Genomic DNA, 20,897 nt, shown 5'->3' with positions numbered 1-20,897 from the left:
GACGCCATGATGAGCGAGGCTGTCGAGTGTCGCGAGGGCCGCTCGTGGCGCCTGGCACCGCATCGACTGCCTCACGGCGTCCATCAGCGACGCCGCGTGGAGGGGTGCCTCTGCATCTGCCACGGCATTCCAGTGCACCACCACATGCTGCGGGTCCCCGGGGCGGATCCGCGATGTCCCCGGTTCGACGAAGACGTGAGTCTTGCTGCAGCGGTGTACGAAGACGCCCAGAGTCTTGAGGAGCGACAAGCACGACAGCCGACCTCCGATACGGACGGCCTCGATCACTTCCGGATTCGCGGACGTGCGGAGGTAGCGATCTCTTCGCACACGGATCAGGTGACCACGACGAACGGCGTCGGTGATCTCCCGACCCGACATCCCCACGACACGCAGGTCGGCCCGTGTGAAAACTGTGCGGTCATACGTGTCTGCAACGCGCTGCGCGACGGACTTACTCTTCGGGGGCACCTCCGAAGTGTGCAGAACTCTGGGGTGAGCCGGGGCGCGAAACGCCCGATGCGCACAACCAGCTCGCGGCCCGTCGGTGTGCAGGAGGAGTGGTGCCGCTCAGGACTGGTTCACAACTCCTCAAAAACCGGCGCTGAGGGACTGACTTCGGGGCTGAGGCCGCCCATTCGCTGGAAGTTTGAGGAGTTATGAACTGACGGACGCAGGCCCCCGACAGCGCGGGCGACTAGCCGGCGGCGGGCGGGGTCTGCTTCGAATCGGCCAGCTCGTCGACGACCAGCACGCGCTGCTCGGTCGTGCCGTTGCGGTAGGCCTGGCGTCCGACCATGTGGGCCGAGAGCGGCGCGGTCGCGAACTGCATGAGCACGATCGGGGCGACCAGCACGAGACCGAGCAGGATGCCGCCGACGCTGCGCTGCGACAGTGCGATGGCGAGGCAGATGAAGACCAGCCCGAGCACCTGGGGCTTGGTCGCCGCATGCAGGCGTGAGGGCACGTCGCGGAAGTGCAGGAGTCCGACGGCTGCCGAGAGGCACAGCACCGCGCCGAGCAGGATGAGCACGAGCACCGCCACATCGATCACGGCGTCGGGGATCAGAAGGCCGAAGACGTTCATGGTGCCGTATTGTCCCTTCTCGCGACGAAGCGTGCGACCGCGATCGAGCCGAACACCCCGATCGCGGCGATGATCAGCAGTACCGGGATGTTGCGGGTGTGCCCGTTGATCGCCATCTCGGCACCGAGCACGCACATCACCTCGGTGAGCAGCACGTCGGAGGCGACGGCGCGGTCGAGGATCGAGGGCCCGCGCACGATCCGCACGAGCGTGAGGATGGCGGCGATGCCGAACACCACCATGATCGCGATCAGGAGCACGTTCATCGAGCACCGCCCTTCAGCGATCCTGCACGCTCGTCAGCCCGGAGAGCACGATATTGCGCCGGGCTTCCGAGTGCGCGCACGATGCGCCGCTCCCAGACCAGCACACCCTCGCGCTGCTTCTCGACGTCGCTCGCGTTGCGCACGCCGATCACGTGCAGGTACAGGATGCGGCGGTCGCGATCGGCTTCGACGACGAGCGACCCGGGGATCAGTGAGGCGGTGACGGCGACGTGCGTCATGACCAGATCGTCGGCGTAGCGCAGCGGTACCCCGATGATCGCGGCGCCAGGCTGACGGCGGAAGTCGAACACCTGGATGGTCACGTACAGCGCGCCCTGCAGCACTGCGAACAGGAACTGCACGACGAAGAGTGCCGCGTACCAGATGTTGATCCGTCCCGAGAGGGCGACGGTGGGCAGCCGGAAGACGCGCGTCACGAAGATCGCGACCACGAGTCCGGTGAGGAAGGACAGCACCGTGAACTGCGCCCACAACAGCATCCACAGCACGACGAGCCAGGCGAGGAACGGCAGCTGGGACCCGATGTCCCGCCAGAGGTGGCGCTTGCCCGCGGCGCTCATCCGTCGACCTCATCCTGCAGCTGCACCAGGCTGACCGGCTCGAGCAGCGTGGCACCGATGCGGTCGCAGAGCGCGTACAGCGGTCCGGCGAAGACCGTGAGCGCGACGGTGACCGCGACCATGCCCGCCGTGGCATACGTCATGATCTTCGGGATGCGGCGGCGCTCCTGCTGCTCGTCTGCCGCGGGTGCATTGCCCAGGTACGAGATGCGTCCTTCGGTCTCGCTCGAGTCCTCCTCCTCGCGCCAGAAGGCGAGGTTCCAGGCGCGCATCAGCGCGTAGAGCGTGAGCAGGGAGGTGACGATGCCGCCGACGATCAGCACGATCATGAGGGGCGTGCCGACGGATGCCGCGGCCTCGAAGAGCGCGAACTTGCCGATGAATCCGGAGAACGGCGGCAGTCCGCCCAGGTTGATCGCGGGGATGAAGTAGAGCACGGCGATCACCGGTGCGACTTTCAGCAGCCCCTTCACGCGAAGGATCGACGTACTGCCGGCGCGACGCTCCACCAGACCGACGGCGAGGAAGAGGGTGGTCTGCACGACGATGTGGTGAACGATGTAGTACACCGTCGCGCCGATCGCCGCAGGGGTCGCGATCGCCAACCCGAAGATCATGTAGCCGACGTGGCTGACCAGGGTGAACGACAGGATGCGTTTCAACTCGGCTTGTGCCACGGCGCCGAGCACCCCGACGATCATGGTTGCGAGCGCGATGATCAGCAGCAGGGTGTCGATGCTGTTGTCGGCGAAGAGCTGCGTCTCGGTGCGGATCAGCGCGTAAACGCCGACCTTCGTCAGCAGGCCGGCGAACACCGCGGTGACGGGGGCCGGAGCGGTCGGGTAGGAGTCGGGCAGCCAGAAGGACACGGGGAAGATGGCCGCCTTGATGCCGAACGCGACGACCAGCATCAGGTGCAGCACGAGCTGCGTCTCCTGCGGGAGCTCGGTCATCCGCTCGGCGATCTGCGCCATGTTCACGGTGCCGAGCGCCCCGTAGATCATGGCGATCGCGGCGAGGAAGAGGATCGACGAGACCAGCGACACGACGATGTAGACCGCGCCGGTGCGGATGCGCGACTCGGTGCTGCCGAGCGTGATGAGCACGTACGACGCGACGAGCAGGATCTCGAAGCCCACGTAGAGGTTGAACAGGTCACCCGCGATGAAGGCGTTGAAGATGCCCGCCGCGAGGATCAGGTATGAGGGGTTGAAGATCGAGATCGGGGTCTCGTCGGTGCCGTCCGCGACACCCTGGCCGATCGAGAAGAGGAGTACCGCGAGCAGCACGATGCTCGAGATCAGCACGAGGAGGGCGGCTAGCCGATCGACGTAGAGCACGATGCCGAAGGGCACCGGCCATCCGCCGACCGAGACCGCGAGCGGCTCACCGGCATCCACGGCCACGAGCAGCACGGCGGCGATCACCGAGACCGCTGCGAGGGTCAGTACGGTGACGGCGACCTGCAGACGGGCATTGCGCCCGAAGATGAGGGTGATGGCCGCGCCGAGCAGCGGCAGCCCGACGAGCAGGGGGACGAGCGCGGTCACGGGCGGTCCTCCTCATCGTTGCCGGTGTAGGGGCGGGACGGGAGGTCGGTGGGGGCGTCGTCCTGAATGGCGGAGTGGTCTCTCATGTGAAGCACGGTGATGGGAGCGGTCTGCACGCCCACGAAGTCGGTCGTGGCCTCGTCGTCGTCCGTGTCACCCTCGTCGTCCATGAGGTCTTCGTCGGCGTCGGTGCGCTCGCGCAGAGCGATGTCGGCCTCGTCGTCCTCGACCGTGTCGGCCTGACCGAGCTGCCAGGAGCGGTAGATGAGGGCGAGGAGGAACGCGGAGACGGCGAACGTGATGACGATCGCGGTGAGGGTGAGCGCCTGCGGCAGCGGGTCGCTCACATCGCCCTCGGCGTCGTAGAACGGCGCGTTACCGGGAACGCCCATCACGATCAGCAGCAGCAGGTTGGTCGCGTTGCCGAGCAGCAGGAAGCCGATGAGCACGCGGGTGAGGCTGCGCTCGAGCATCGCGTACACACCGCACGCGAACAGGATGGCCATGATCACGATCAGGGTCAGCGAGACATCCATCAGACGCTCACCCCCCGCTCACGCATGTCCTGCGCCTGACGGTCGACCTCGGCGCCGAGGCTGCGCAGCACGTCGAGCACGAGGCCGATCACGACGAGGTACACGCCGATGTCGAAGATGGTCGAGGTGACGAACTCCATGTGTCCGATGCCGGGGATCTCCCACTCCCAGAACGAACTGGTGAGCGGCGCGAGGCCGAAGAAGAGGGGGATGACGGCCGTGCCGACCGCGAGGATCAGACCCGCGCCCAGGAGGCGTCCGGCATCGGTCGGGGCTGCCGCGCCGAGCTCCCAGCGTCCACCCGCGATATAGCGCATGACCAGGGCCATTCCCGCGACGAGACCGCCGGCGAATCCGCCGCCGGGGAGGTTGTGTCCGGCGAAGAGCAGGAAGATCGACACGACGATGATCGTGTGGAAGAGGATGCGGACGATCACCTCGAGCAGGATCGACCGGTTCTCGGGTTTCATCTTCTGACCGCCCACGAGCCACGCACGGGGGCTGGCCTGGTTCTCGACGGTCTGGAAGCGGATGCCCTCGGTGGTCTCGACGAGCGGCCGGCTGCGCGCGGCCTTCCTGGTCGCGCGGGGCAGCGTGCGCGTGGCGGCGAGCAGGTCGGCGCGGTGGGTCACGAAGACGAGGGATGCCACGCCGGTCGCCGCCAGCACGAGCACCGACAGCTCGCCCATGGTGTCCCAGCCACGCAGGTCGACCAGGGCGACGTTGACGACGTTCTTGCCGTGTCCGATCTCGTAGGCGAGCTTGGGGAACGCCGCCGAGATCGGGTCGGCGACGCGGGACTGGGTGGCGACGACGGCGATCAGCGCCATCGTGAGGCCGACACCGATGCCGAGGAGAGCGCGCGGGATGCGGCCGACCGAGGCATTGTGCTCGCCCATGCGGGCGGGAAGCCGGCGCAGCACGAGGGCGAACGTGACCATCGTGACGGTCTCGACGAGGATCTGGGTGAGCGCCAGGTCGGGGGCGCCGCTCGTCGCGAACAGCGCGACCATGCCGAGCCCGGTGACCGACACGAGCACGACGCCGGTGTAGCGCTTCTGGGCACGGACGGCGAAGATGCCGGCCGCCGCCATGATCGGCGCCACCACGATCTGGGCAGGCGTGTGCCAGGCGGACAGCTGGAATCGGTCGATGTCGCTCGCCACGAGAGCCGTGACCTCCGCGGCGACGAACACCACGAAGATCGTGCCGACGTACACCGGCAGCGAACCGCGCTGGGTCAGGGTCGTGCTCAGCACGGACAGTCGGTCGACGCCGCGCACGACGAGGTAGTACACGTCGGCGGCGGTGAACGGGATGAGACGGGCCTTGCGGTCCCAACCGGTGCGGCGGGTCAGGAGGAACAGGCCGAATCCGAGCAGGATCGAGAGGATCGAGATGCCGAGCGCCGGTTCGAACCCGTGCCACAGGGCGAGGTGGCCGGGGCCTTCCGTCGCCTCCCCGGCGGCGTCGAGGCCCGGGGTGGCGGTCACCGCATATCCGTGCAGGGCGACGTCGAGCGCCGGGGCGCCGATGCCGGCGGCGAGCGTCGCACCGGCGAGGATGATCGGCGCCGAGAGGAAGCCCACCGGCGGGTCGGGCCATGCAGTGTCGGGCAGGCGGTCGCCGCGCTCGTCGCGCTTGGTCCAGAACGCTCCCCACAGGAAGCGGACGCCATATGCCGCGGTGAGCATGGAACCGAGAACCACGCCGATGATCGCGATCAGACCCCAGGGCGAGCCGGCCAGGGCGTCGTCGAGGAGGGCGGTGAGCGTCGACTCCTTCGCCACGAATCCGAGCGTGGGCGCCACGCCTGCCATGGACGCGACCGAGATGAATGCCGCGGTCGCCATGACCGGTGCCTGCCGACCGACCCCGGAGAGCTCGTTGATGTCACGGGTCGACAACTGCCGGTCGATGACTCCCACGATGAGGAAGAGCGCCGACTTGAACAGCGCGTGTCCGATCACGAGCGCGAGGCCGGCGAGAGCCGACGCCTGGGTGCCGTAGCCGACGACGATCGCGAAGAAGCCGAGCTGGCTGACGGTTCCGAAGGCGAGGATGCGCTTGAGGTCGGTCTCGCGCAGCGCCTGGATGCCGCCGAGCAGCATCGTGATGATGCCCAGGCTGATGACGATCGGGCGCCACGGGCCGCTGAATGCGAAGATCGGGGCGAAACGCGCGATCAGGTAGATACCGGCCTTCACCATCGCAGCGGCGTGCAGATAGGCGCTGACAGGAGTGGGCGCGGCCATCGCTCCGGGCAGCCAGAAGTGGAACGGGAAGAGCGCCGACTTGCTGATGGCGCCGATCAGGAGCATCACGATCGCGGCATCCACGATCGGACCGGTGGGCGCGAGCGCGAGGATCTCCCGGATGCTGGAGGTGCCGGCGTCGACGACCAGCAGCACGACGCCCACGAACATGACGAGCCCGCCGAGGGTCGTCACGAGCAGCGCCTGCAGCGCGGCACGACGGCTGGCCGCGCGCCGTCGGTAGTGGCCGATCAGGAGGTACGAGAGGATGCTCGTCACCTCCCAGAACATCACGAGCATCACGAGATCGTCGGTGAGGACGAGACCGTACATCGCTCCGGCGAAGCCCAGCAGCACTGCGGCGAACTGGCCGATTCCCGCGGAGTCGTCGTGGAAGTACCAGCGGCAGTACAGCAGCACGAGCGCGCCGACGCCGGTGACGATGAGCGTCAGCACCCAGCCCAGCACGTCCATGTTCATGGAGAGGTTCAAGCCGAGCTGCGGAATCCACTCGACCGACTCGAACGGCGTGGCCGCGGGGTCGAGCACCTGCGGCGTCATCACGAGCGCGTGCACGAAGGCGGCGGCGGGAACGAGCGCGGCGATCGCGAATGCCTGCGCGCCCAACCAGCGCACCAGCACGGGCATCAGCAGCGACCCGAGGAGGAACACGGCGAGGAGCGTCAGCATATACGCGGCTCCTTGGGGCTCGTCGGCCGGGAGGCGGCACAGGCGGGCAGGTCACCCCTAGTTTACCGGGCGATTGAGGCGTTGAGGTGCGCGGTCTTCGATCAGCAGGCGGTGAAATGGCTCGTTTCGCCGCCCTGACGCAACATTCTGCCTATCGAAATCGGCGAAAAGAGATCATTCAGACGGCATCTCGGCCCGGCGGGCCGTGGCAGAGTAGCGGGCATGACACGGGTGTGGGTGCGCGAGCTGACCGGGTGGCTCGCCGCCCTGGCTCTCGCCCTGATCGTGAGCGCTCAGGTCGCGGCATCCGCTCGCTCCGAGCTGCTGTTCCGAGACGGCGACTCCCTCATCGTGGCGATGTTCGCGCAGTCAACGCTGTCGGGTTCCCCCTCGCATTGGGCGATGTCGAGCGTGCTCTTCCTGCCCGAGACCGCCGTGTTCGCCGGCCTGGATCTGCTCCTGCCGTTCGATGTGAACGGCCTGCTCGCTGCCAACGCCGTCGTGAACCTGCTCCTGTTCTACGCGGCGCTGCGGATGGCGGCGGGCAGACGCCGCAGCGGCACAGCGCCGGTGGCGTGGACGCTGATCGCGACGGCGGCCTTCGGGGTGCTCGCGATGACCGAGACCTCCGCCTCGCGGGATGCCCTCGAGCTGGCCTCACTGCTGCTCACAACCACCTACTACTCCACGACGGTGATCGCGGTCGTGCTCGCGGTCGGACTGATCCGCCGATTCGTCGCGAGGGAGAAGCGCGGAATCGGCCTGCTCGTCGCCTTGGCGGCGGTGGCGACGCCGGCGACGCTCTCGAACCCCCTCTTCGCGGTCTGGGCGACCGTTCCGCTCGCGGTCGTCCTGGCGTTCCTGGCACGACGCCCCGCCTCCCGAAGACGGATGCTGCTGCCGCTCGCCGTCCTGATCGGCGGCACCGCACTGGGCTTCGTCGGACGCATTCCGTTCGCGGCATGGATCGCGAACACCGGGGCCGGTTATGCCCAACCCGAGCGCTGGGTCGAGTCCGTCGGGTACTACGCCGGACTCCTCGGCGACCGCCTGTCGACGCCTCTGGGCATCATCGGCACGCTCCTCACGGCGACGCTGCTCGTTCTCGCGGTGATCCGCTCGACCCGCGTCCAGGAACCGTCCGAACGCGTCGCCGCCCTGGCCGCATGGGTGATCCCGGTGCTCGTGCTCCTCGGCGCCATCGCGCTGGGCACCCACGCGGCCCGCTACCTCCAACCACTCGCGTTCGCCCCGGTGCTCGCGCTCGTCGCGGCCCCGCGTGCACTCCCGATCATCCGGGCCCGCCTCGTGGTCGCGGCCGCAGCCGTCGTGCTGGTGGTCGGATCCCTGGTCAGCATCCCTCGTCTTGCCTCCGCCGCTCAGGCAACCGATGCCGACCTCACCTGCGTGACCGACTGGGTCGACGCCTCCGGCCGCACGGGCGCCGGCCAGTTCTGGACCGTGCGGCTCCCCAAGCTGCACCTCGATGATCCGGCCCAGCTCGTACAGGTGGATCACCAGCTGAACGGATACGCCTGGTTGGTGAACCGCACCGATCTCGACGTCGGCGAAGTGTCGTTCCTGATCGAGGATGCGCAGACCGTGACCTGGCAGCTTCCGCTCGAGATCGAGCCCGATCGGGTCATCGACTGTGGGCGCTACCGGATCCTCGACTTCGGCTCGAGACCCCTGCCACTGGGCCCGCCGCACAGCTGAGCCCGCCACACAGCTGAGCCCGCCACAGAGCTGAGCCACCCGGCGCAGCGTCACCCCGTCATGAACGGGGCGGAGCCGTCGTCTCTCCGGCGCGGAACCGGCAGGTCAGGTGCTGCGTGATGCCCTGCTCGCCCCGCAGCATCCGGGCGACCTGCTCGCCCGCCGCTCGCCCCTTCTCGACCGCGGGTTGCACGCTCGTGGTGAGGGTCTGCGCGCCGAGGCCGTCGACCGCGATGCCGTCGAAGCCTGCCACGGAGACATCCTCCGGCACCCGCAGCCCCAGCTCCTCGGCGGCCCGGATCACGCCGACCGCGAGCAGATCGCTCTGGGCGAGAACGGCAGTGGGACGTGTCGCTGGATCTTCGAGCAGCATCCGTCCGACGATGAGCCCCTCGTCGATCAGGCTGCCGGCGGCCGAGATGGCCGGCGCATCCGGGAAGATCTCGCGCATGCCGGCGAGGCGGTCGATGGTCACGTCGACCGTGGCGGTCGCGAGACGCTCGTCGGTCAGCAGCCCCCGCTGACGCTCGGCATCCGGCGACAGCGTGACGAGCGCGACGTCGCGATGCCCGAGATCCCGCACATGCCGGGCGACATCCGCGGCGGCGGCGGTGTTGTCGAGGGTGATGCGCGGGATGCCGTCGCCCGCGTCGCCTTCGATCACCACGACGGGGAGCCCACGGCCGCGCACGACCTCCAGCGAGGCGCGCGTGCGTCCCGAGCATCCGATCAGCACGAAGGCGTCGACCGGTGCGCTGGCCAGGGCGGACCCGTCTTCGCCCGGCTCATCACGCATCAGCAGGATGCCGGCACTGAGCTCGGCCAGGCCATCGGTCAAGCCGTCCATCATCGCCGTCGTCACCGGATCGAGGAACGCGGCGCGGAGATGACCTTCCAGCACGACCGCGACGATCCCGCTGCGACCGCGACGCAGCGACGCCGCGCGGGGATCCGGACCCGCGTATCCGAGCTCGGCCGCCGCGGCGAGGACGCGTTCACGGGTGGCCGCGGCCACCTTGGCCTTGCCGCTGAAGACCACGGAGGCCGTCGAGGTCGCCACTCCCGCCTCGCGTGCGACATCAGCGATCGTCGCGCGCCGGGGCGTCTCATGACTGCTCATACTTCGAGGATAGCTCTCTTTCGTCACCCGGAGTCGAATCGATTCGATAAGCTGTGCGACATGGAACCCGTCCTCACTCGCTCCCAGTTCGTGCGCTGGCGCGCCGCCATCTTCGCGATCTTCTTCGCGAGCGGCCTCTCGATCGCCACCTGGGCGTCGCGCGTACCGAGCATCAAGGCCGACCTCGGTCTCGACAACGCACAGGTCGGGATGATCCTGCTGGGCATGGGCGCGGCTTCGATCATCGGCATCTCGACGAGCCCCGCGGTGATGGCGCGCACCGGTGCGCGGCGCGGCATGCTCCTCACCATCCTGCTCTTCGCGATCGGCATCACCCTCGTGGGCCTCGGGGCGACCGTCTTCACCTCGATCCCCGTCGTGCTCGCCGGCATGGTGCTGTTCGGCTTCGGCAACGGCAGCCTCGACGTGATGATGAACGTCGAGGCGACCGCGATCGAGCAGCAGATGGGCAAGACGATCCTTCCGGTGTTCCATGCGTTCTTCAGCTTCGGCACGGTCATCGGGGCCGGCATCGGCGCCCTCGCCGCACACCTCACGCTGACCGTGGCCACGCACGCCGCGATCATGGGCGCACTGATCGCGGTGCTCGGAGTGGTGTGCTTCACCCAGGTGCCGTCGCGCGAGGCCGCGCTCGATCCCGCCGAGACCGAGAAGCCGCACTGGCGCGAGCGGATGCACGTCGCGCTCGAAGCCTGGCGCGAGCCGCGCACCTACCTGTTGGGCGTCGTCATGCTCGGCATGGCGTTCGCCGAGGGCGGCGCGAACGACTGGATCGCCCTGGGCACCGAACAGGGGCACGGGTTCACCACCGGAACGGGCGCTGTCGCGCTGGCCGTGTTCTCGGTCGGCATGACCGTCGTCCGACTGTTCGGCGGGCCCCTCGTCGACCGCTTCGGCCGCGTCGTCGTGCTGCGGATCCTCGCGGTGGCCGCGGCATCCGGAATCCTTCTCTTCATCCTCGCCCCGAACCTTCCCCTGGTGCTCGTCGGCGCGGCACTGTGGGGCATCGGCGCCTCGCTCGGTTTCCCGCTGGGGATGTCCGCCGCGGCCGACGACCCCGCGAAGGCGGCCGCGCGCGTGAGCGCCGCCGCGACGATCGGCTACGTGGCCTTCCTCGGCGGACCCCCGGTGCTCGGATTCATCAGCGAGCACATCGGCCTGCTCAACACGCTGTTCATCCTCGTCGCGCTCGTCGTGGCGTCGGGTCTGTTCTCGGGCGCTGCCCGCCCGCTCCGCGCCGACGAGAAGACACCCGTAGCGGCCCCGGCGGACTGAGCGCATGCCGCACCCCGGATGCCGTTAGGCTCGACGGATGCGTCTCGTCATCGCCCGATGCTCGGTCGACTACACCGGTCGGCTCAATGCCCATCTCCCGCTTGCCACGCGCCTGCTCGTGCACAAGGGGGACGGGAGTCTGCTCGTGCACTCGGACGGCGGCAGCTACAAGCCTCTGAACTGGATGAGCCCGCCCTGCTCCCTCGCCCCCGAAGAGCCCGGCGAGGAAGAAGCGAGCGCCGGCGTCGTCGAGGTCTGGCGCGTCACCCACAAGAAGACGGGCGATGCGCTGCGCGTGCAGATCTACGAGATCATCCACGACTCCTCGCACGAGCTCGGCATCGACCCCGGACTGCAGAAGGACGGCGTCGAGGCAGACCTGCAGCGCCTCCTCGCCGAACAGGTCGACCGGATCTCCGAGGGCGCGACGCTCGTGCGCCGCGAGTACCCGACCGCGATCGGCCCGGTGGACCTCCTCGTGCGCGACGCCGACGGTGCAGCGATCGCCGTCGAGATCAAGCGTCGCGGCGACATCGACGGCGTCGAACAGCTCACCCGTTACCTCGAGCTTCTCGGCCGCGATCCGCACCTCTCCCCCGTGCAGGGCGTCTTCGCCGCGCAGGAGATCAAGCCTCAGGCACGCGTGCTCGCCGAGGACCGCGGCATCCGCTGTCTGGTGCTCGACTACGACGACATGAAGGGCATCGAGTCCGGCATCCCGCGTCTCTTCTGACCCGCCGCCAAGACGCCCCCGTCATCGCACCGGGATGAGCCGTCGCGTCGGGCCCTCCAGCCGCGCGATCGCGATCTTGACCTCGGACAGCTCGTGCTCGACGCCGCCGATCCGCTCCTCGACCCGATCGATCCGCTCCTCGATCCGGTCCATCCGCTCCTCGACCCGATCGATCCTCGCGTCGAGTCTGCTCTCCAGTGCCGCGAACTTCTCGTCGATCCGCGCGTCCATCCGCTCGAACCGCTCATCCATCTGCGCGAATCGCGCATCCATCCGGCTGACGATCCAGCCGCACGCGCTCACGAGGCCGACGATGATCGACACCGCGCACGCGAGCATCGTGATGACTTCCACCGACACGAACACCCCTCCATTCTCACGCGAGGGTCTGAGCCTGTCATGCCCCCGAGGCGGGGGTTGTCGCCTCTGACAGGGATGGGGGACAACCGGCTCGATCGCCCATCGGTGCAGGAGCACACCCGGAAGGGAGAGATCACCGGTCCGCCGTGCCCATAGGCTGGAGGCATGGCCTCTTCCCCCTACTCCTGCGTGCTGTGGGACGTCGACGGCACGATCGTCGACGCCTCGGTGGGCATCCTCCGCCGGCTCAACGTCGCTCTGACACACTTCGGGAAGCCGGCACCGACGCGGGAAGAGCTGACCCACTGGATCGGACCGCCCATGTTCCAGTCCTTCCAGGACCAGGCGGGCATGACGCCCGTCGAATCGGCCGAAGCGGTCGCGTTCTACCGCACGCTCGGCAAGGCCGACGGGTACACGACCGACGTCGCGACCTACCCCGGGGTGACCGGGCTGATCGAAGAACTGCACGCTGCGGGGGTGCCGCAGGCCACCGCGAGCTCGAAGCCGGAGAATCAGGTCGACGCGCTGATCGATCATTTCGGGCTGCGTCCGTCTTTCCTCACGACCGTCGGCGCGACCCCCGACGAGTCGACGCTGGCGTCGAAGACCGACATCGTGGCCGAGGCGCTGCGACGGCTCACGACACTCGGCGCCGACGTCTCGCGCCCCGTGCTCATCGGAGATCGTCACCACGACGTCGAGGGCGGCAACGCCAACGACGTGCCGGTGATCTTCGTCGAGTGGGGCTTCAGCGAGCAGCACGAAGGCGACGATGCGGCGTTCCGCGCATCCACCGTCGACGAACTACGCGCCCTGCTCCTGCGCTGACCGACGCGCGGCCGCACGTCTCGAACCAGGCCTGAAAGCACAGAACTCCCCGCCGGACGCCGCGATGATGCGGCTCCCGGTCGGGGAGTTCAGTGCATTGTCCGGCTCAGAGAGCGCGGATGTTCTCAGCCTGCAGGCCCTTGGGGCCCTGCGCCACGTCGAACTCGACTCGCTGGTTCTCTTCAAGAGACCGGTAGCCGGATGACTCGATGGCGGAGTAGTGCGCGAAAACGTCAGCGCCGCCGTCGTCGGGGGAGATGAAGCCGAAGCCCTTCTCCGAGTTGAACCACTTAACCGTGCCCTGGGTGCTCATGTACTGCCTGTTCTGCTGGGTGAAGAAGCCGACGCAGGGATGCCCCGACATCGCTAACGCTAGTGGAGGAGGCGCTGAGGGGAAGAGCAGGTGACAGAAGGTAACCCAAATGTTGCATGAGCGGAATCGGCGCGACACGCCCGGGCGGACCGGAGCCCAGCCTCGGACGCTCCGAAGGCGCCCGGAAAATGGTGTGGCCCTCACCGCGGGGGGAGCGATGAGGGCCGAAGACGACCGGAGGGTGCGTCAGATTCCAGCATAGACCCTCTTTTCAATCTTTGTCCCCCAAATGGGGGACAAAATCGAAAAATGATGCGAAGATGGTCGACAGCGGCCCCCTCGAATAGTCCATTGGGGACTGAACTACTCGAGAGGGCCCAATCGCATGCACGGATCGTCAAGCCTCTGGGGAAGGCTGCCCGTCTTCTGGGGATGACGGTGACGATCTGATCCCCTTGTGCATGCACCTTCACCATAGGGGAGGAAGCCCGAGCCCGCCATGGAATCTTGTTCCAGACGGCGGGGTCGGCGAAGGTCGGGGAACTGATCCGCAAGGATCGCAGGTTTCGGGAGGAGACAGGGCGAACAGCACGGAGGCACCTCCGTCGCCCGTCTCCCCCGAATCCGCGAGTTGTGGGCCTATCCAGACCACGATTTCGAATCTATGATGGCGCCTGTGTTGAGAGACTCCTCCCCGCAGTTCCGCGAAGTTTCGGGCAACGCCGACCGACGCAGACTGGCCCTTCTTCTCCGCGCGGCCATCGTGCGCGGAAACTTCCCCGATGGGAAGCTCCCCCGCGAGCACGAGTTGATGCGCGACTACGGCGCCAGCCGGGCGGTCGTGCGCGACGTGCTTCAAGACCTCAAGACCACGGGAGTGGTCAGCCGCGAGCAGGGCGTCGGAACGCATGCCGACATCGGTTCGGTGTTCGGTCTCTACGAGTTCCACGGTGTCGATGTCATTCCGGAGCAGTCCACCTATCCCCGCGTCGTCGATCGCACGATCATCGCCACCCCGCCCGTCGCACTGGTGCGGATGCCGGGTTGTGGTCCTCAGGTGCTGCGCGTGGAGTACCTCGCCGCCCCGGGCGACTACGCGAGTGCCGTGTCCACGAACTACTTCGTGCTGCCCAAGAGTGCGGCCCTGGAGACGGCGCCTTTCGGGCACAACATCTACCAGTTCCTGCACAACGGGGGCCTGACGCTCTCGTCGTCGGAGTTCCTCATCGGTGCGATGCTCGCAGACGAGTCGGTCGCCCGTCGGCTCAGTGTGCTTCCCCTGAGCCCTCTGCTCAGCCTGGAGCAGGTCATGTACGACGAGTCGGGAACTCCTCTGTGCTTCTCGACCGTCGCACTCCGTGCCGATCGGGTCGCGTTCTTCTCCCGTGTCGGACGAAGCGGTGACGGCGACGCTCTGCGACCACTGAACGAGAGCGTCGTTCCCGACCTCGGCTTCGGCTGATCAGCGACGCGTCGGGCGCGGTCGTGCGATGGTGAACGCGATGCCGAGCCCTCCGACGAGCACGGCGATCGCGTCCCATGGGATGCCCGGAGGTGCCGACGCCGCGAGCGCGGTCTCGGCATCCGCACCTGCAGCAGTGGTGACCCGTTCCCCTCGAACAAGCAGACGATGGGTGTTCACCCCGGTGGGCGTGCAGGTCAGGAGGGTGACGTAGTCGTGGCCCGCGACCTGGCGGAGGTGATCGCCGTCGTCCGGCAGGACGGTCTCGATGCGATCGACGCGATAGGTCAGGGTCTCCCCGGCGACCTCGATCGTGAAGAGATCGTCGATCCGCACCTCATCCAGTCGAGTGAACAGACTCGCGCCGGGGATTCCCGAGTGACCGGTCAGCACCGAGTGCGTCCCCGCCCCTCCGACAGGCAGACCAGAACCGTAGAGGTGCCCGATGCCGCGTGCCAGGGTGGCATCATCCGTGCCGTGATACACCGGGAGATCGACACCGATCGCCGGGATGCTGATCCGCGCCATCGGCGCATCGGCGCGCAATGACAGCTGCGAGAGGTAGTCCGTGCGCCCGTCTTCGAGATCGTCGGATCCGCCCTGCGCGTTCAGCACGTAGGGATCGCGCAGCGGGCCGTCGGGAAGGCTCGCGTTGTAGTCGACGGCATCGGCCCGGAGCTGAGCGAGCTCTGTCTCGCCGGTCAGGTCGACCACCTGCGCGTAGCCGGAGACGACGGATGCGTGGGTCAGATCGCTGATCCACGTCGCACCGGAAGGGTATGCGATGAGGCCGGCCCCGAAGACCACGACGAGGGCGACGACGACGCTGGTGGGCGACCACCGCCGTCCGGAGCGCGCGTGAGAACGCTGTTCCTCAGAACGACGTGGAGCATCGCTGACCACTGTATCGACCATCGCGCATCCTTCTCGATCGAAAGGTGAGGGGGCGGCCGGGGAGAAGGCCGCCCCCTCGGGTGACGGTGTGGGGTCCGTCACCAGTGGGAGATCACGCGTTCCGGCGTCGCTTGACGACGAGGAAGACGATGCCACCGGCGATCAGGCCGATGCCCACCAGGTACAGCAGGCCGGAGCCGGTACCGCCCGTGAACGGCAACTGGAAGCCGCCGTTGTGGGGCACGTTCGTCACGGTCAGATCGATGCCGGCTGCGGTCGTCGCCGCCGAGATCGTGAACTCGATCGGCTGCGCGAGGAGTTCGTATCCGTCCGGCGCCTGCACCTCGACCAGGAAGTACTGCAGGTAGCCTGCATCTCCCGGCGCGACTGTGGCGCCGTTGGCGAAGTCGCTGTAGCGCAGCCCGGCGATCGTGAGCGTACCGTCGGCGGCGGTCACCTCGAACTCGGTCTCGCCGTCGAGTGCGACAGGGTTCGTCTGCGCTGCGGCGTCGCTCGCGGAGGTGAAGACCTGGAACACGGCGCCGGTGAGCGGCGCGCTGTTCTCGCCGACCTTCTCGAGCGTGATGTTGCCCCAGCGCGTCTCGACCTCGGGGGTCGTGGTCGGACCGCCCGGTTCGCCGGGCTCGATGTCGAGGGAGGCCGCGTTCGGGTAGATGAGGGCCTGGTTCGCGATCTCGCCGATCGTGTTCACCGTGGTGACGATGTCGACGACGACCTGCGTCGTGTTGTTCTCGGCGAGCACCACCCGGCCGGCTGCGGTGAACTCCACCGTCACCGCGTTCGTGCCGGCAGTATGGACGATCGTGTAGTCGGTACCCTCGGTGATCGACGTGCCATCCGCGAGCGTCACCGTCGACGCCACGTAGTCGAGCTTCGGGTCGAGCACATCGACGATCCGGAAGCCGTCGATCGGATCGACGTTCGGGATGTCGGACGTGATCGTGAACGTGACGTGATCGCCCAGCTGAACCGCATCGGCATCCTCGACGGTCTTCGTCGCGGTGGTGATCGCGTTCTTCGGGTACACGTGCACGTCGTACAGCCACGCGTCCAGGTTCTCGGGATCCGTGAGCGGCACGGACACGAGGAACGGCGCCGACGGGGTCACCCCGGCCGGGAAGCTCGTCTCCTCGACCAGGTACAAACCGACGGGCAGACCGGTGAATGCCGCTTGGCCCGCGGCATCCGTCACCAGCGACGAACCTGTTGCCAGCGCGAACCCGGCGTCGGTGATCGAGCCCTCAGCGTCAGCCGCGTCGAATACATCCGACAGCGTGGAGGCGTCCGCCCATCCGCTGTTCGTCGACAGATCGATTCCGGTCACCTGCCGCACCTGGAACCCGACCCCGGCCAGCGGAGTGAGACCGGTCGTATCGACGGGTGTGCCGTTGTTCGGCAGGCCGGTCGGCGAATCGGGCGCCTGCAGCTTGTGCACCGTGATGGAGCCGATGGCGTCCGGATCGACCAGTGGTGCGGCCGACGCGGGTGCAGCCGCAGCCAGCCCCAGAGCCACCGCGATGGCCCCGGCCAGGAGACCGGCCCCGAGGCGCCGCCTCGTCGTGTTGATGGTTGTCATTTCTTCTTCCCCTCGTGTTCGGGTCTGGTGAGCGCGTGAGTGATCACGCATGTGGTTCGTGGATGTCGACGGATGCTCTCCGCCGCTGTCGCACGATGATGAAGGCTCCGGCGAGCGCGCCGGAGACGACCAGCGAGATGCCGATCAGATAGATGCCTGCGACGCCGGGGCCACCGGCATCGGGCAGGTCCAGGGCGGGAACGTCTTCGACGCGGATCGTCGCGACACCGTCGAGGTCGACCATGGTCACGTTCGTTCCGGCCGTGATCCCCAGAGTCACGTCTCCCGACGGTGCGACCGTGAAGGGAATCCGCTGCGACAGCAACGCGAAGCCGCCGAGCGCGCGCGTCTCTTCCAGCCAGTACGTCCCGGCTGTCAATGTCACGTCCCGGAACAGTCCAGTGACGGGAGCTCCGCCCGAGAGTGCGGGCGACAGAGGATCCACGAGCGCGATCCCTCCGGTCGCGGCGCCGAAGATCGCCCATTGTGAACCGTCCATGGGCACCACCGATCCCGTCGACGCTTCACCGACCTTCTGGATCTGCACGGGCGATGGTGTGATCTGGGTCGTCGTGCAATCCGTCGGGCAGGGCTGCGGAGGCGTCGGCTCGCCCGGCGTGCCGCCCGCGGCGGTGGCCACATTGCGCAGAGTCGATGACCAGGCATCGTCCCGCACCGTCACGCGGTAGGTGAGCGTCGCGGTGGCTGACGGCGGCAGCACGAACGGGCCGGCCTTCAGCACGTTTCCCGCCGGATCCGCCACCGGAACCGCTGCACCGGCAGTGATGGCCAGCTGCGCGGAGCCGGCGACGAAGACCGCGTCGTCGAGCACGTCGGAGAGGTCATCCGTCAACACGACCGCCGTCACCGGTGTCGCCGAGGTGTTCGTGGCGGTCACGCGGTACGTGATCTCGTCACCCGGTTGCACGGTCGACCCGGCATCGAGCGCATCAATGCCGCGGAACGCCTGTTTCACGATCGTCCACGTCGGGATCGGGATGTTGGTGAAGACGCACACGATGTGCGAACCCGGCTGGGTCGCCGGCGGCATCGTGACCGTACCGCTCGTTCCGTTTCCGTCTGCGATGACCGCACCGCCCGCGCTTGCGTTCCGGCATTCCCAACTGCTCCGGTAGTTCGCCGGCAACGTGCCACCGCTCGGAGTCTCCGTGATCGTGTACGTGCGTCCTGGCACTCCGACCACGGGGCCGGCGGACGCTGCCGGAGAACCCTGGAGCCCCGTACTCGTTCCCGACGTCGTTCCGCTGTTCCCCATCGCGACGCCGTTGCCGGTGATCGTCACCGTGAACTGATCGCCCGCCGTGTGGCGATCCGCGATGTTCTTCTGCGCGGTGATCGTGCCCGGCAGGCTGCACGAGGCGAGGTCGTTCACCGTGGTGTTCGTCGTGCCGTTCGGATTCTGGATGATCGCGTTCGAGACCGCTGCACCGGAGTTGGGATCGATGCGGGTCAGCACTCGGTTCGATACGCCGATGTGCTGCGTGTAGAGGTAGCCATCGCTGCCGAAGGCCATGCCCTGGAAGCCTGCGGTCGACGGTTCGAGGTTCGCGAGAGGCCGGGTCGTGGCCACACTGCCGTCCGTCGGGAGCGTCTCGATGACGAGAAGTCGATTCCCCGTCGGCGTTCCGTTGCCCGAGGAACTGGAGATGTACGCGCGACCCTGGCTGTCGAAGGTCAGGTCGCTGTAGGTCGATCCCGTGATCGGCGCCGGCAGACGGAACCGCTCACCGAGCGAGGTGTTCGTCGCCGTGTCGAAGGCGTAGAAGACCTGCTGGGATCCGTCGTTCGCCCCGACGTAGTAGAGCCCGTTCGACGGGTTGACGGCGCCCATGTAGAGAGTCGCCGCCGCCGCTTCAGGGATCGTGCCCGCCAGGTTCGAGGTACCGGTCGTCGTGTCGTAGCGGTACACCAGCTTCGATCCCGACTGCGACACCGCGAACGCGTACCGCCCATCGGCCGAGATGCCGAGACCGTTGAGCATGATCGGCAAGCCCGTCGCGAAGACCCCCTCCTGCACCGTCGCGCCCGTCGTGCGGTTGATCCCGAGGATCGCCGCCGTGGTCACGGTGGAGGTGACGCCGTAGACGACATCCGCCGTGCAGCGGAACCCCGCCGAGAACGCCGCTGTCGTCGTGCTCAGGTCGTTGGCCGGGTTGGGATCGCGCTCGTTGCCGATCACCCGTGCGGTGTTCGTGAGGAGACCGGTCGTTCCGGCGGCCACCGTGCCATTCACGGTGATCGTCTTGGTCGCACCGACCGTCAGTCCGGCGAGCGCGCATCGGAGAGTGCCCGTCGTGACCACGCACCCCGCTGTGGGAGAGGAACCACCCGTGATCACGCCAGGCAGGGGGTCGGTCACCTGGAAACCGGACGAGACGCCGGGGCCGTGGTTCGTGACAGTGAGGGTGTAGGTGATCGCCGCACCGGGCGCGTAGACCGCAGGGCCCGTCTTCACTATGCCCAAGTCGACGTCGATCCCGGCGACGGCCGTGCCGTCGTTGTTCGCGGATGCGGGTCCGGTGGTCGTCGAGAGGAGTGCGAACGTCGGCGCGGCCGATGTCGGATTCGCGATGGACACCTGGTAGATCGTTCCGGTGGTGTTGGCGGACAGCCCGATGTTCCCGTTCCCGTAGACCCACTGCGCCCCATAGGCCGTGTTGAGCCCGAGCCCCGTCGCCCAGGACGCGACCTGACCCGTCGTCGGATCGATGCGATACATCGCATCATTACTGAACATGCCCCAGAGGAATCCGTCCTTCCACACCAGGTCTGAGAGGTTCGGCACGGCGGCGGACAACGTGATCGCGGTCGCGGCACGCGTCGTCGTGTTGATCGCCCAGAGCTGGTTCGAAGAGGCCTGCGAGCCACGCACATAGAGCACGTGAGCCGTGGCACCCGATCCGAACGTCCCCTGGTTGAACACCTCTCCGACGGGAGGAGCGATCAGCCCTGACACGGCGCCGAGAGAGGTGACGACTCCGCCCTGTCCGATTCGAAGGAGGACCGTGCGCGAGCCGTCGTCGCGGCGCAGCCCGTAGAGATAGTTGTCGGTGGTGTTGTATCCGATCGCGTTGTAGCCGATGCCCGATACGGCGCCCTCAGGCTGGAAGGAGATCGCACCGGCGCCCTGAACCGCCGAGTAGAGGCGCGTCGGATCATCCTGGGCGACGAAGACGCGTCCCACGGACGGGTCGAACGGGTCTCCGGGTGCGGCGATGGCCGCGGTGGGCGACAGGAGCGCCGCCGATCCGAATCCGGCGACCGCGAACGCCGCCACCAGTGTCATCGCGAGCAGCCGACGTCGGGCCGTGACTCCTGTGCTGCCGCCGCGTCGGTCGCCGACTACGGCCGACCTCCATCGCGAATGCGCGCTTGTTCTCATGCTCTCTCCCCAGATCCGTTCCGCAGTCGAATGCCGGCATATCGGCATCCATGACGCCGCCAGCATCACTGCGTGCAAGAACGTATCCGCCGCGTCACCCCGCCGGGGCGGCGCCGAGGTATCGCCTTGGTTACGCCGGAATATCGTCCGGATTCATGCGGATGTTCAGAGAGATCAGCCAGTATTTCGGCCGCGCTCGCATCCCCC

Annotated in this window: 17 protein-coding genes; 5 read left to right on the top strand and 12 right to left on the bottom strand. The window is 67.7% G+C overall.

Going from position 1 to position 20,897, the window contains the following annotated elements:
- Positions 1-697: 697 nt before the first annotated feature.
- Genes mnhG through P0Y60_02160 form a run of 6 tightly spaced genes read right to left on the bottom strand, consistent with a single transcriptional unit; the run spans position 698 to position 6,965 of the window.
- Positions 698-1,087: a monovalent cation/H(+) antiporter subunit G gene (mnhG, locus tag P0Y60_02185; protein WEK61596.1), complete on the bottom strand. Its 390-nt coding sequence runs from the start codon at positions 1,085-1,087 to the stop codon at positions 698-700.
- Positions 1,084-1,353 carry a monovalent cation/H+ antiporter complex subunit F gene (locus tag P0Y60_02180; protein WEK61595.1) on the bottom strand — a complete coding sequence of 90 codons (270 nt, stop codon included), beginning with the start codon at positions 1,351-1,353 and terminating at the stop codon, positions 1,084-1,086. The genes mnhG and P0Y60_02180 overlap by 4 nt, the downstream gene beginning before the upstream one ends.
- A complete protein-coding gene (locus P0Y60_02175; GenBank protein WEK61594.1) occupies positions 1,350-1,934 on the bottom strand; it encodes a Na+/H+ antiporter subunit E in 585 nt (194 codons plus the stop codon). Before P0Y60_02175 ends, P0Y60_02180 begins: the two co-directional genes overlap by 4 nt.
- On the bottom strand, positions 1,931-3,484 hold the full coding sequence (locus P0Y60_02170) for a Na+/H+ antiporter subunit D (protein ID WEK61593.1): 1,554 nt from the start codon (positions 3,482-3,484) through the stop codon (positions 1,931-1,933). Before P0Y60_02170 ends, P0Y60_02175 begins: the two co-directional genes overlap by 4 nt.
- Positions 3,481-4,020: a Na(+)/H(+) antiporter subunit C gene (locus P0Y60_02165; protein WEK61592.1), complete on the bottom strand. Its 540-nt coding sequence runs from the start codon at positions 4,018-4,020 to the stop codon at positions 3,481-3,483. Before P0Y60_02165 ends, P0Y60_02170 begins: the two co-directional genes overlap by 4 nt.
- Positions 4,020-6,965 carry a Na+/H+ antiporter subunit A gene (locus P0Y60_02160; GenBank protein ID WEK61591.1) on the bottom strand — a complete coding sequence of 982 codons (2,946 nt, stop codon included), beginning with the start codon at positions 6,963-6,965 and terminating at the stop codon, positions 4,020-4,022. The genes P0Y60_02165 and P0Y60_02160 overlap by 1 nt, the downstream gene beginning before the upstream one ends.
- A 222-nt stretch (positions 6,966-7,187) precedes the next feature.
- On the opposite strand from P0Y60_02160, the gene P0Y60_02155 reads away from it, so the two are divergent.
- Positions 7,188-8,681, top strand: coding sequence for a hypothetical protein (locus P0Y60_02155; protein ID WEK61590.1), 1,494 nt, complete (start codon positions 7,188-7,190; stop codon positions 8,679-8,681).
- Between the two features lie 58 nt (positions 8,682-8,739).
- On the opposite strand, the gene P0Y60_02150 is transcribed toward P0Y60_02155, so the two are convergent.
- Positions 8,740-9,801 carry a LacI family DNA-binding transcriptional regulator gene (locus tag P0Y60_02150; protein ID WEK61589.1) on the bottom strand — a complete coding sequence of 354 codons (1,062 nt, stop codon included), beginning with the start codon at positions 9,799-9,801 and terminating at the stop codon, positions 8,740-8,742.
- A 60-nt stretch (positions 9,802-9,861) separates the two neighbouring features.
- On the opposite strand from P0Y60_02150, the gene P0Y60_02145 reads away from it, so the two are divergent.
- Both P0Y60_02145 and nucS read left to right on the top strand, forming a co-directional pair.
- Positions 9,862-11,097: an MFS transporter gene (locus P0Y60_02145; protein ID WEK61588.1), complete on the top strand. Its 1,236-nt coding sequence runs from the start codon at positions 9,862-9,864 to the stop codon at positions 11,095-11,097.
- A gap of 37 nt (positions 11,098-11,134) precedes the next feature.
- Positions 11,135-11,830, top strand: coding sequence for an endonuclease NucS (nucS, locus tag P0Y60_02140; protein WEK61587.1), 696 nt, complete (start codon positions 11,135-11,137; stop codon positions 11,828-11,830).
- A 21-nt stretch (positions 11,831-11,851) separates the two neighbouring features.
- Here the strand turns inward: nucS and P0Y60_02135 are convergent, their stop codons facing one another.
- Complete coding sequence (locus P0Y60_02135; protein ID WEK61586.1) at positions 11,852-12,190, bottom strand: response regulator; 339 nt, start codon at positions 12,188-12,190, stop codon at positions 11,852-11,854.
- Positions 12,191-12,355: 165 nt separating this feature from the next.
- Here P0Y60_02135 and P0Y60_02130 point away from each other — a divergent pair, with 165 nt between their 5' ends.
- Positions 12,356-13,021: an HAD hydrolase-like protein gene (locus P0Y60_02130; GenBank protein WEK61585.1), complete on the top strand. Its 666-nt coding sequence runs from the start codon at positions 12,356-12,358 to the stop codon at positions 13,019-13,021.
- Between the two features lie 106 nt (positions 13,022-13,127).
- On the opposite strand, the gene P0Y60_02125 is transcribed toward P0Y60_02130, so the two are convergent.
- On the bottom strand, positions 13,128-13,334 hold the full coding sequence (locus P0Y60_02125) for a cold-shock protein (GenBank protein ID WEK62840.1): 207 nt from the start codon (positions 13,332-13,334) through the stop codon (positions 13,128-13,130).
- A 676-nt stretch (positions 13,335-14,010) separates the two neighbouring features.
- Between P0Y60_02125 and P0Y60_02120 the strand changes: the two genes are divergently transcribed.
- Positions 14,011-14,796, top strand: coding sequence for a GntR family transcriptional regulator (locus P0Y60_02120; protein ID WEK61584.1), 786 nt, complete (start codon positions 14,011-14,013; stop codon positions 14,794-14,796).
- On the opposite strand, the gene P0Y60_02115 is transcribed toward P0Y60_02120, so the two are convergent.
- The 3 genes from P0Y60_02115 to P0Y60_02105 form a co-directional block, all read right to left on the bottom strand.
- Positions 14,797-15,711: a class C sortase gene (locus P0Y60_02115; protein WEK61583.1), complete on the bottom strand. Its 915-nt coding sequence runs from the start codon at positions 15,709-15,711 to the stop codon at positions 14,797-14,799.
- 91 nt (positions 15,712-15,802) lie between these two features.
- A complete protein-coding gene (locus P0Y60_02110; GenBank protein ID WEK61582.1) occupies positions 15,803-17,287 on the bottom strand; it encodes a SpaH/EbpB family LPXTG-anchored major pilin in 1,485 nt (494 codons plus the stop codon).
- A 43-nt stretch (positions 17,288-17,330) separates the two neighbouring features.
- Positions 17,331-20,594: a hypothetical protein gene (locus P0Y60_02105; GenBank protein WEK61581.1), complete on the bottom strand. Its 3,264-nt coding sequence runs from the start codon at positions 20,592-20,594 to the stop codon at positions 17,331-17,333.
- Positions 20,595-20,897: the final 303 nt, after the last annotated feature.

Source organism: Candidatus Microbacterium colombiense (genome assembly GCA_029203165.1).
Taxonomy (GTDB): Bacteria; Actinomycetota; Actinomycetes; order Actinomycetales; family Microbacteriaceae; genus Microbacterium; species Microbacterium colombiense.
Note: the sequence above shows the minus strand (reverse complement) of the source record. Positions and strands in the feature narration are given on the sequence as shown.

Coding starts and splice junctions, on each gene's coding strand:
- P0Y60_02145 (WEK61588.1), top strand. CDS start 9,862: ATGGAACCCGTCCTCACTCGCTCCCAGTTCGTGCGCTGGCGCGCCGCC.
- P0Y60_02110 (WEK61582.1), bottom strand. CDS start 17,287: ATGACAACCATCAACACGACGAGGCGGCGCCTCGGGGCCGGTCTCCTG.
- P0Y60_02165 (WEK61592.1), bottom strand. CDS start 4,020: ATGGATGTCTCGCTGACCCTGATCGTGATCATGGCCATCCTGTTCGCG.
- P0Y60_02105 (WEK61581.1), bottom strand. CDS start 20,594: ATGACACTGGTGGCGGCGTTCGCGGTCGCCGGATTCGGATCGGCGGCG.
- P0Y60_02175 (WEK61594.1), bottom strand. CDS start 1,934: ATGAGCGCCGCGGGCAAGCGCCACCTCTGGCGGGACATCGGGTCCCAG.
- P0Y60_02160 (WEK61591.1), bottom strand. CDS start 6,965: ATGCTGACGCTCCTCGCCGTGTTCCTCCTCGGGTCGCTGCTGATGCCC.
- P0Y60_02115 (WEK61583.1), bottom strand. CDS start 15,711: ATGGTCGATACAGTGGTCAGCGATGCTCCACGTCGTTCTGAGGAACAG.
- P0Y60_02130 (WEK61585.1), top strand. CDS start 12,356: ATGGCCTCTTCCCCCTACTCCTGCGTGCTGTGGGACGTCGACGGCACG.
- P0Y60_02150 (WEK61589.1), bottom strand. CDS start 9,801: ATGAGCAGTCATGAGACGCCCCGGCGCGCGACGATCGCTGATGTCGCA.
- nucS (WEK61587.1), top strand. CDS start 11,135: ATGCGTCTCGTCATCGCCCGATGCTCGGTCGACTACACCGGTCGGCTC.
- P0Y60_02155 (WEK61590.1), top strand. CDS start 7,188: ATGACACGGGTGTGGGTGCGCGAGCTGACCGGGTGGCTCGCCGCCCTG.
- P0Y60_02125 (WEK62840.1), bottom strand. CDS start 13,334: ATGAGCACCCAGGGCACGGTTAAGTGGTTCAACTCGGAGAAGGGCTTC.
- mnhG (WEK61596.1), bottom strand. CDS start 1,087: ATGAACGTCTTCGGCCTTCTGATCCCCGACGCCGTGATCGATGTGGCG.
- P0Y60_02180 (WEK61595.1), bottom strand. CDS start 1,353: ATGAACGTGCTCCTGATCGCGATCATGGTGGTGTTCGGCATCGCCGCC.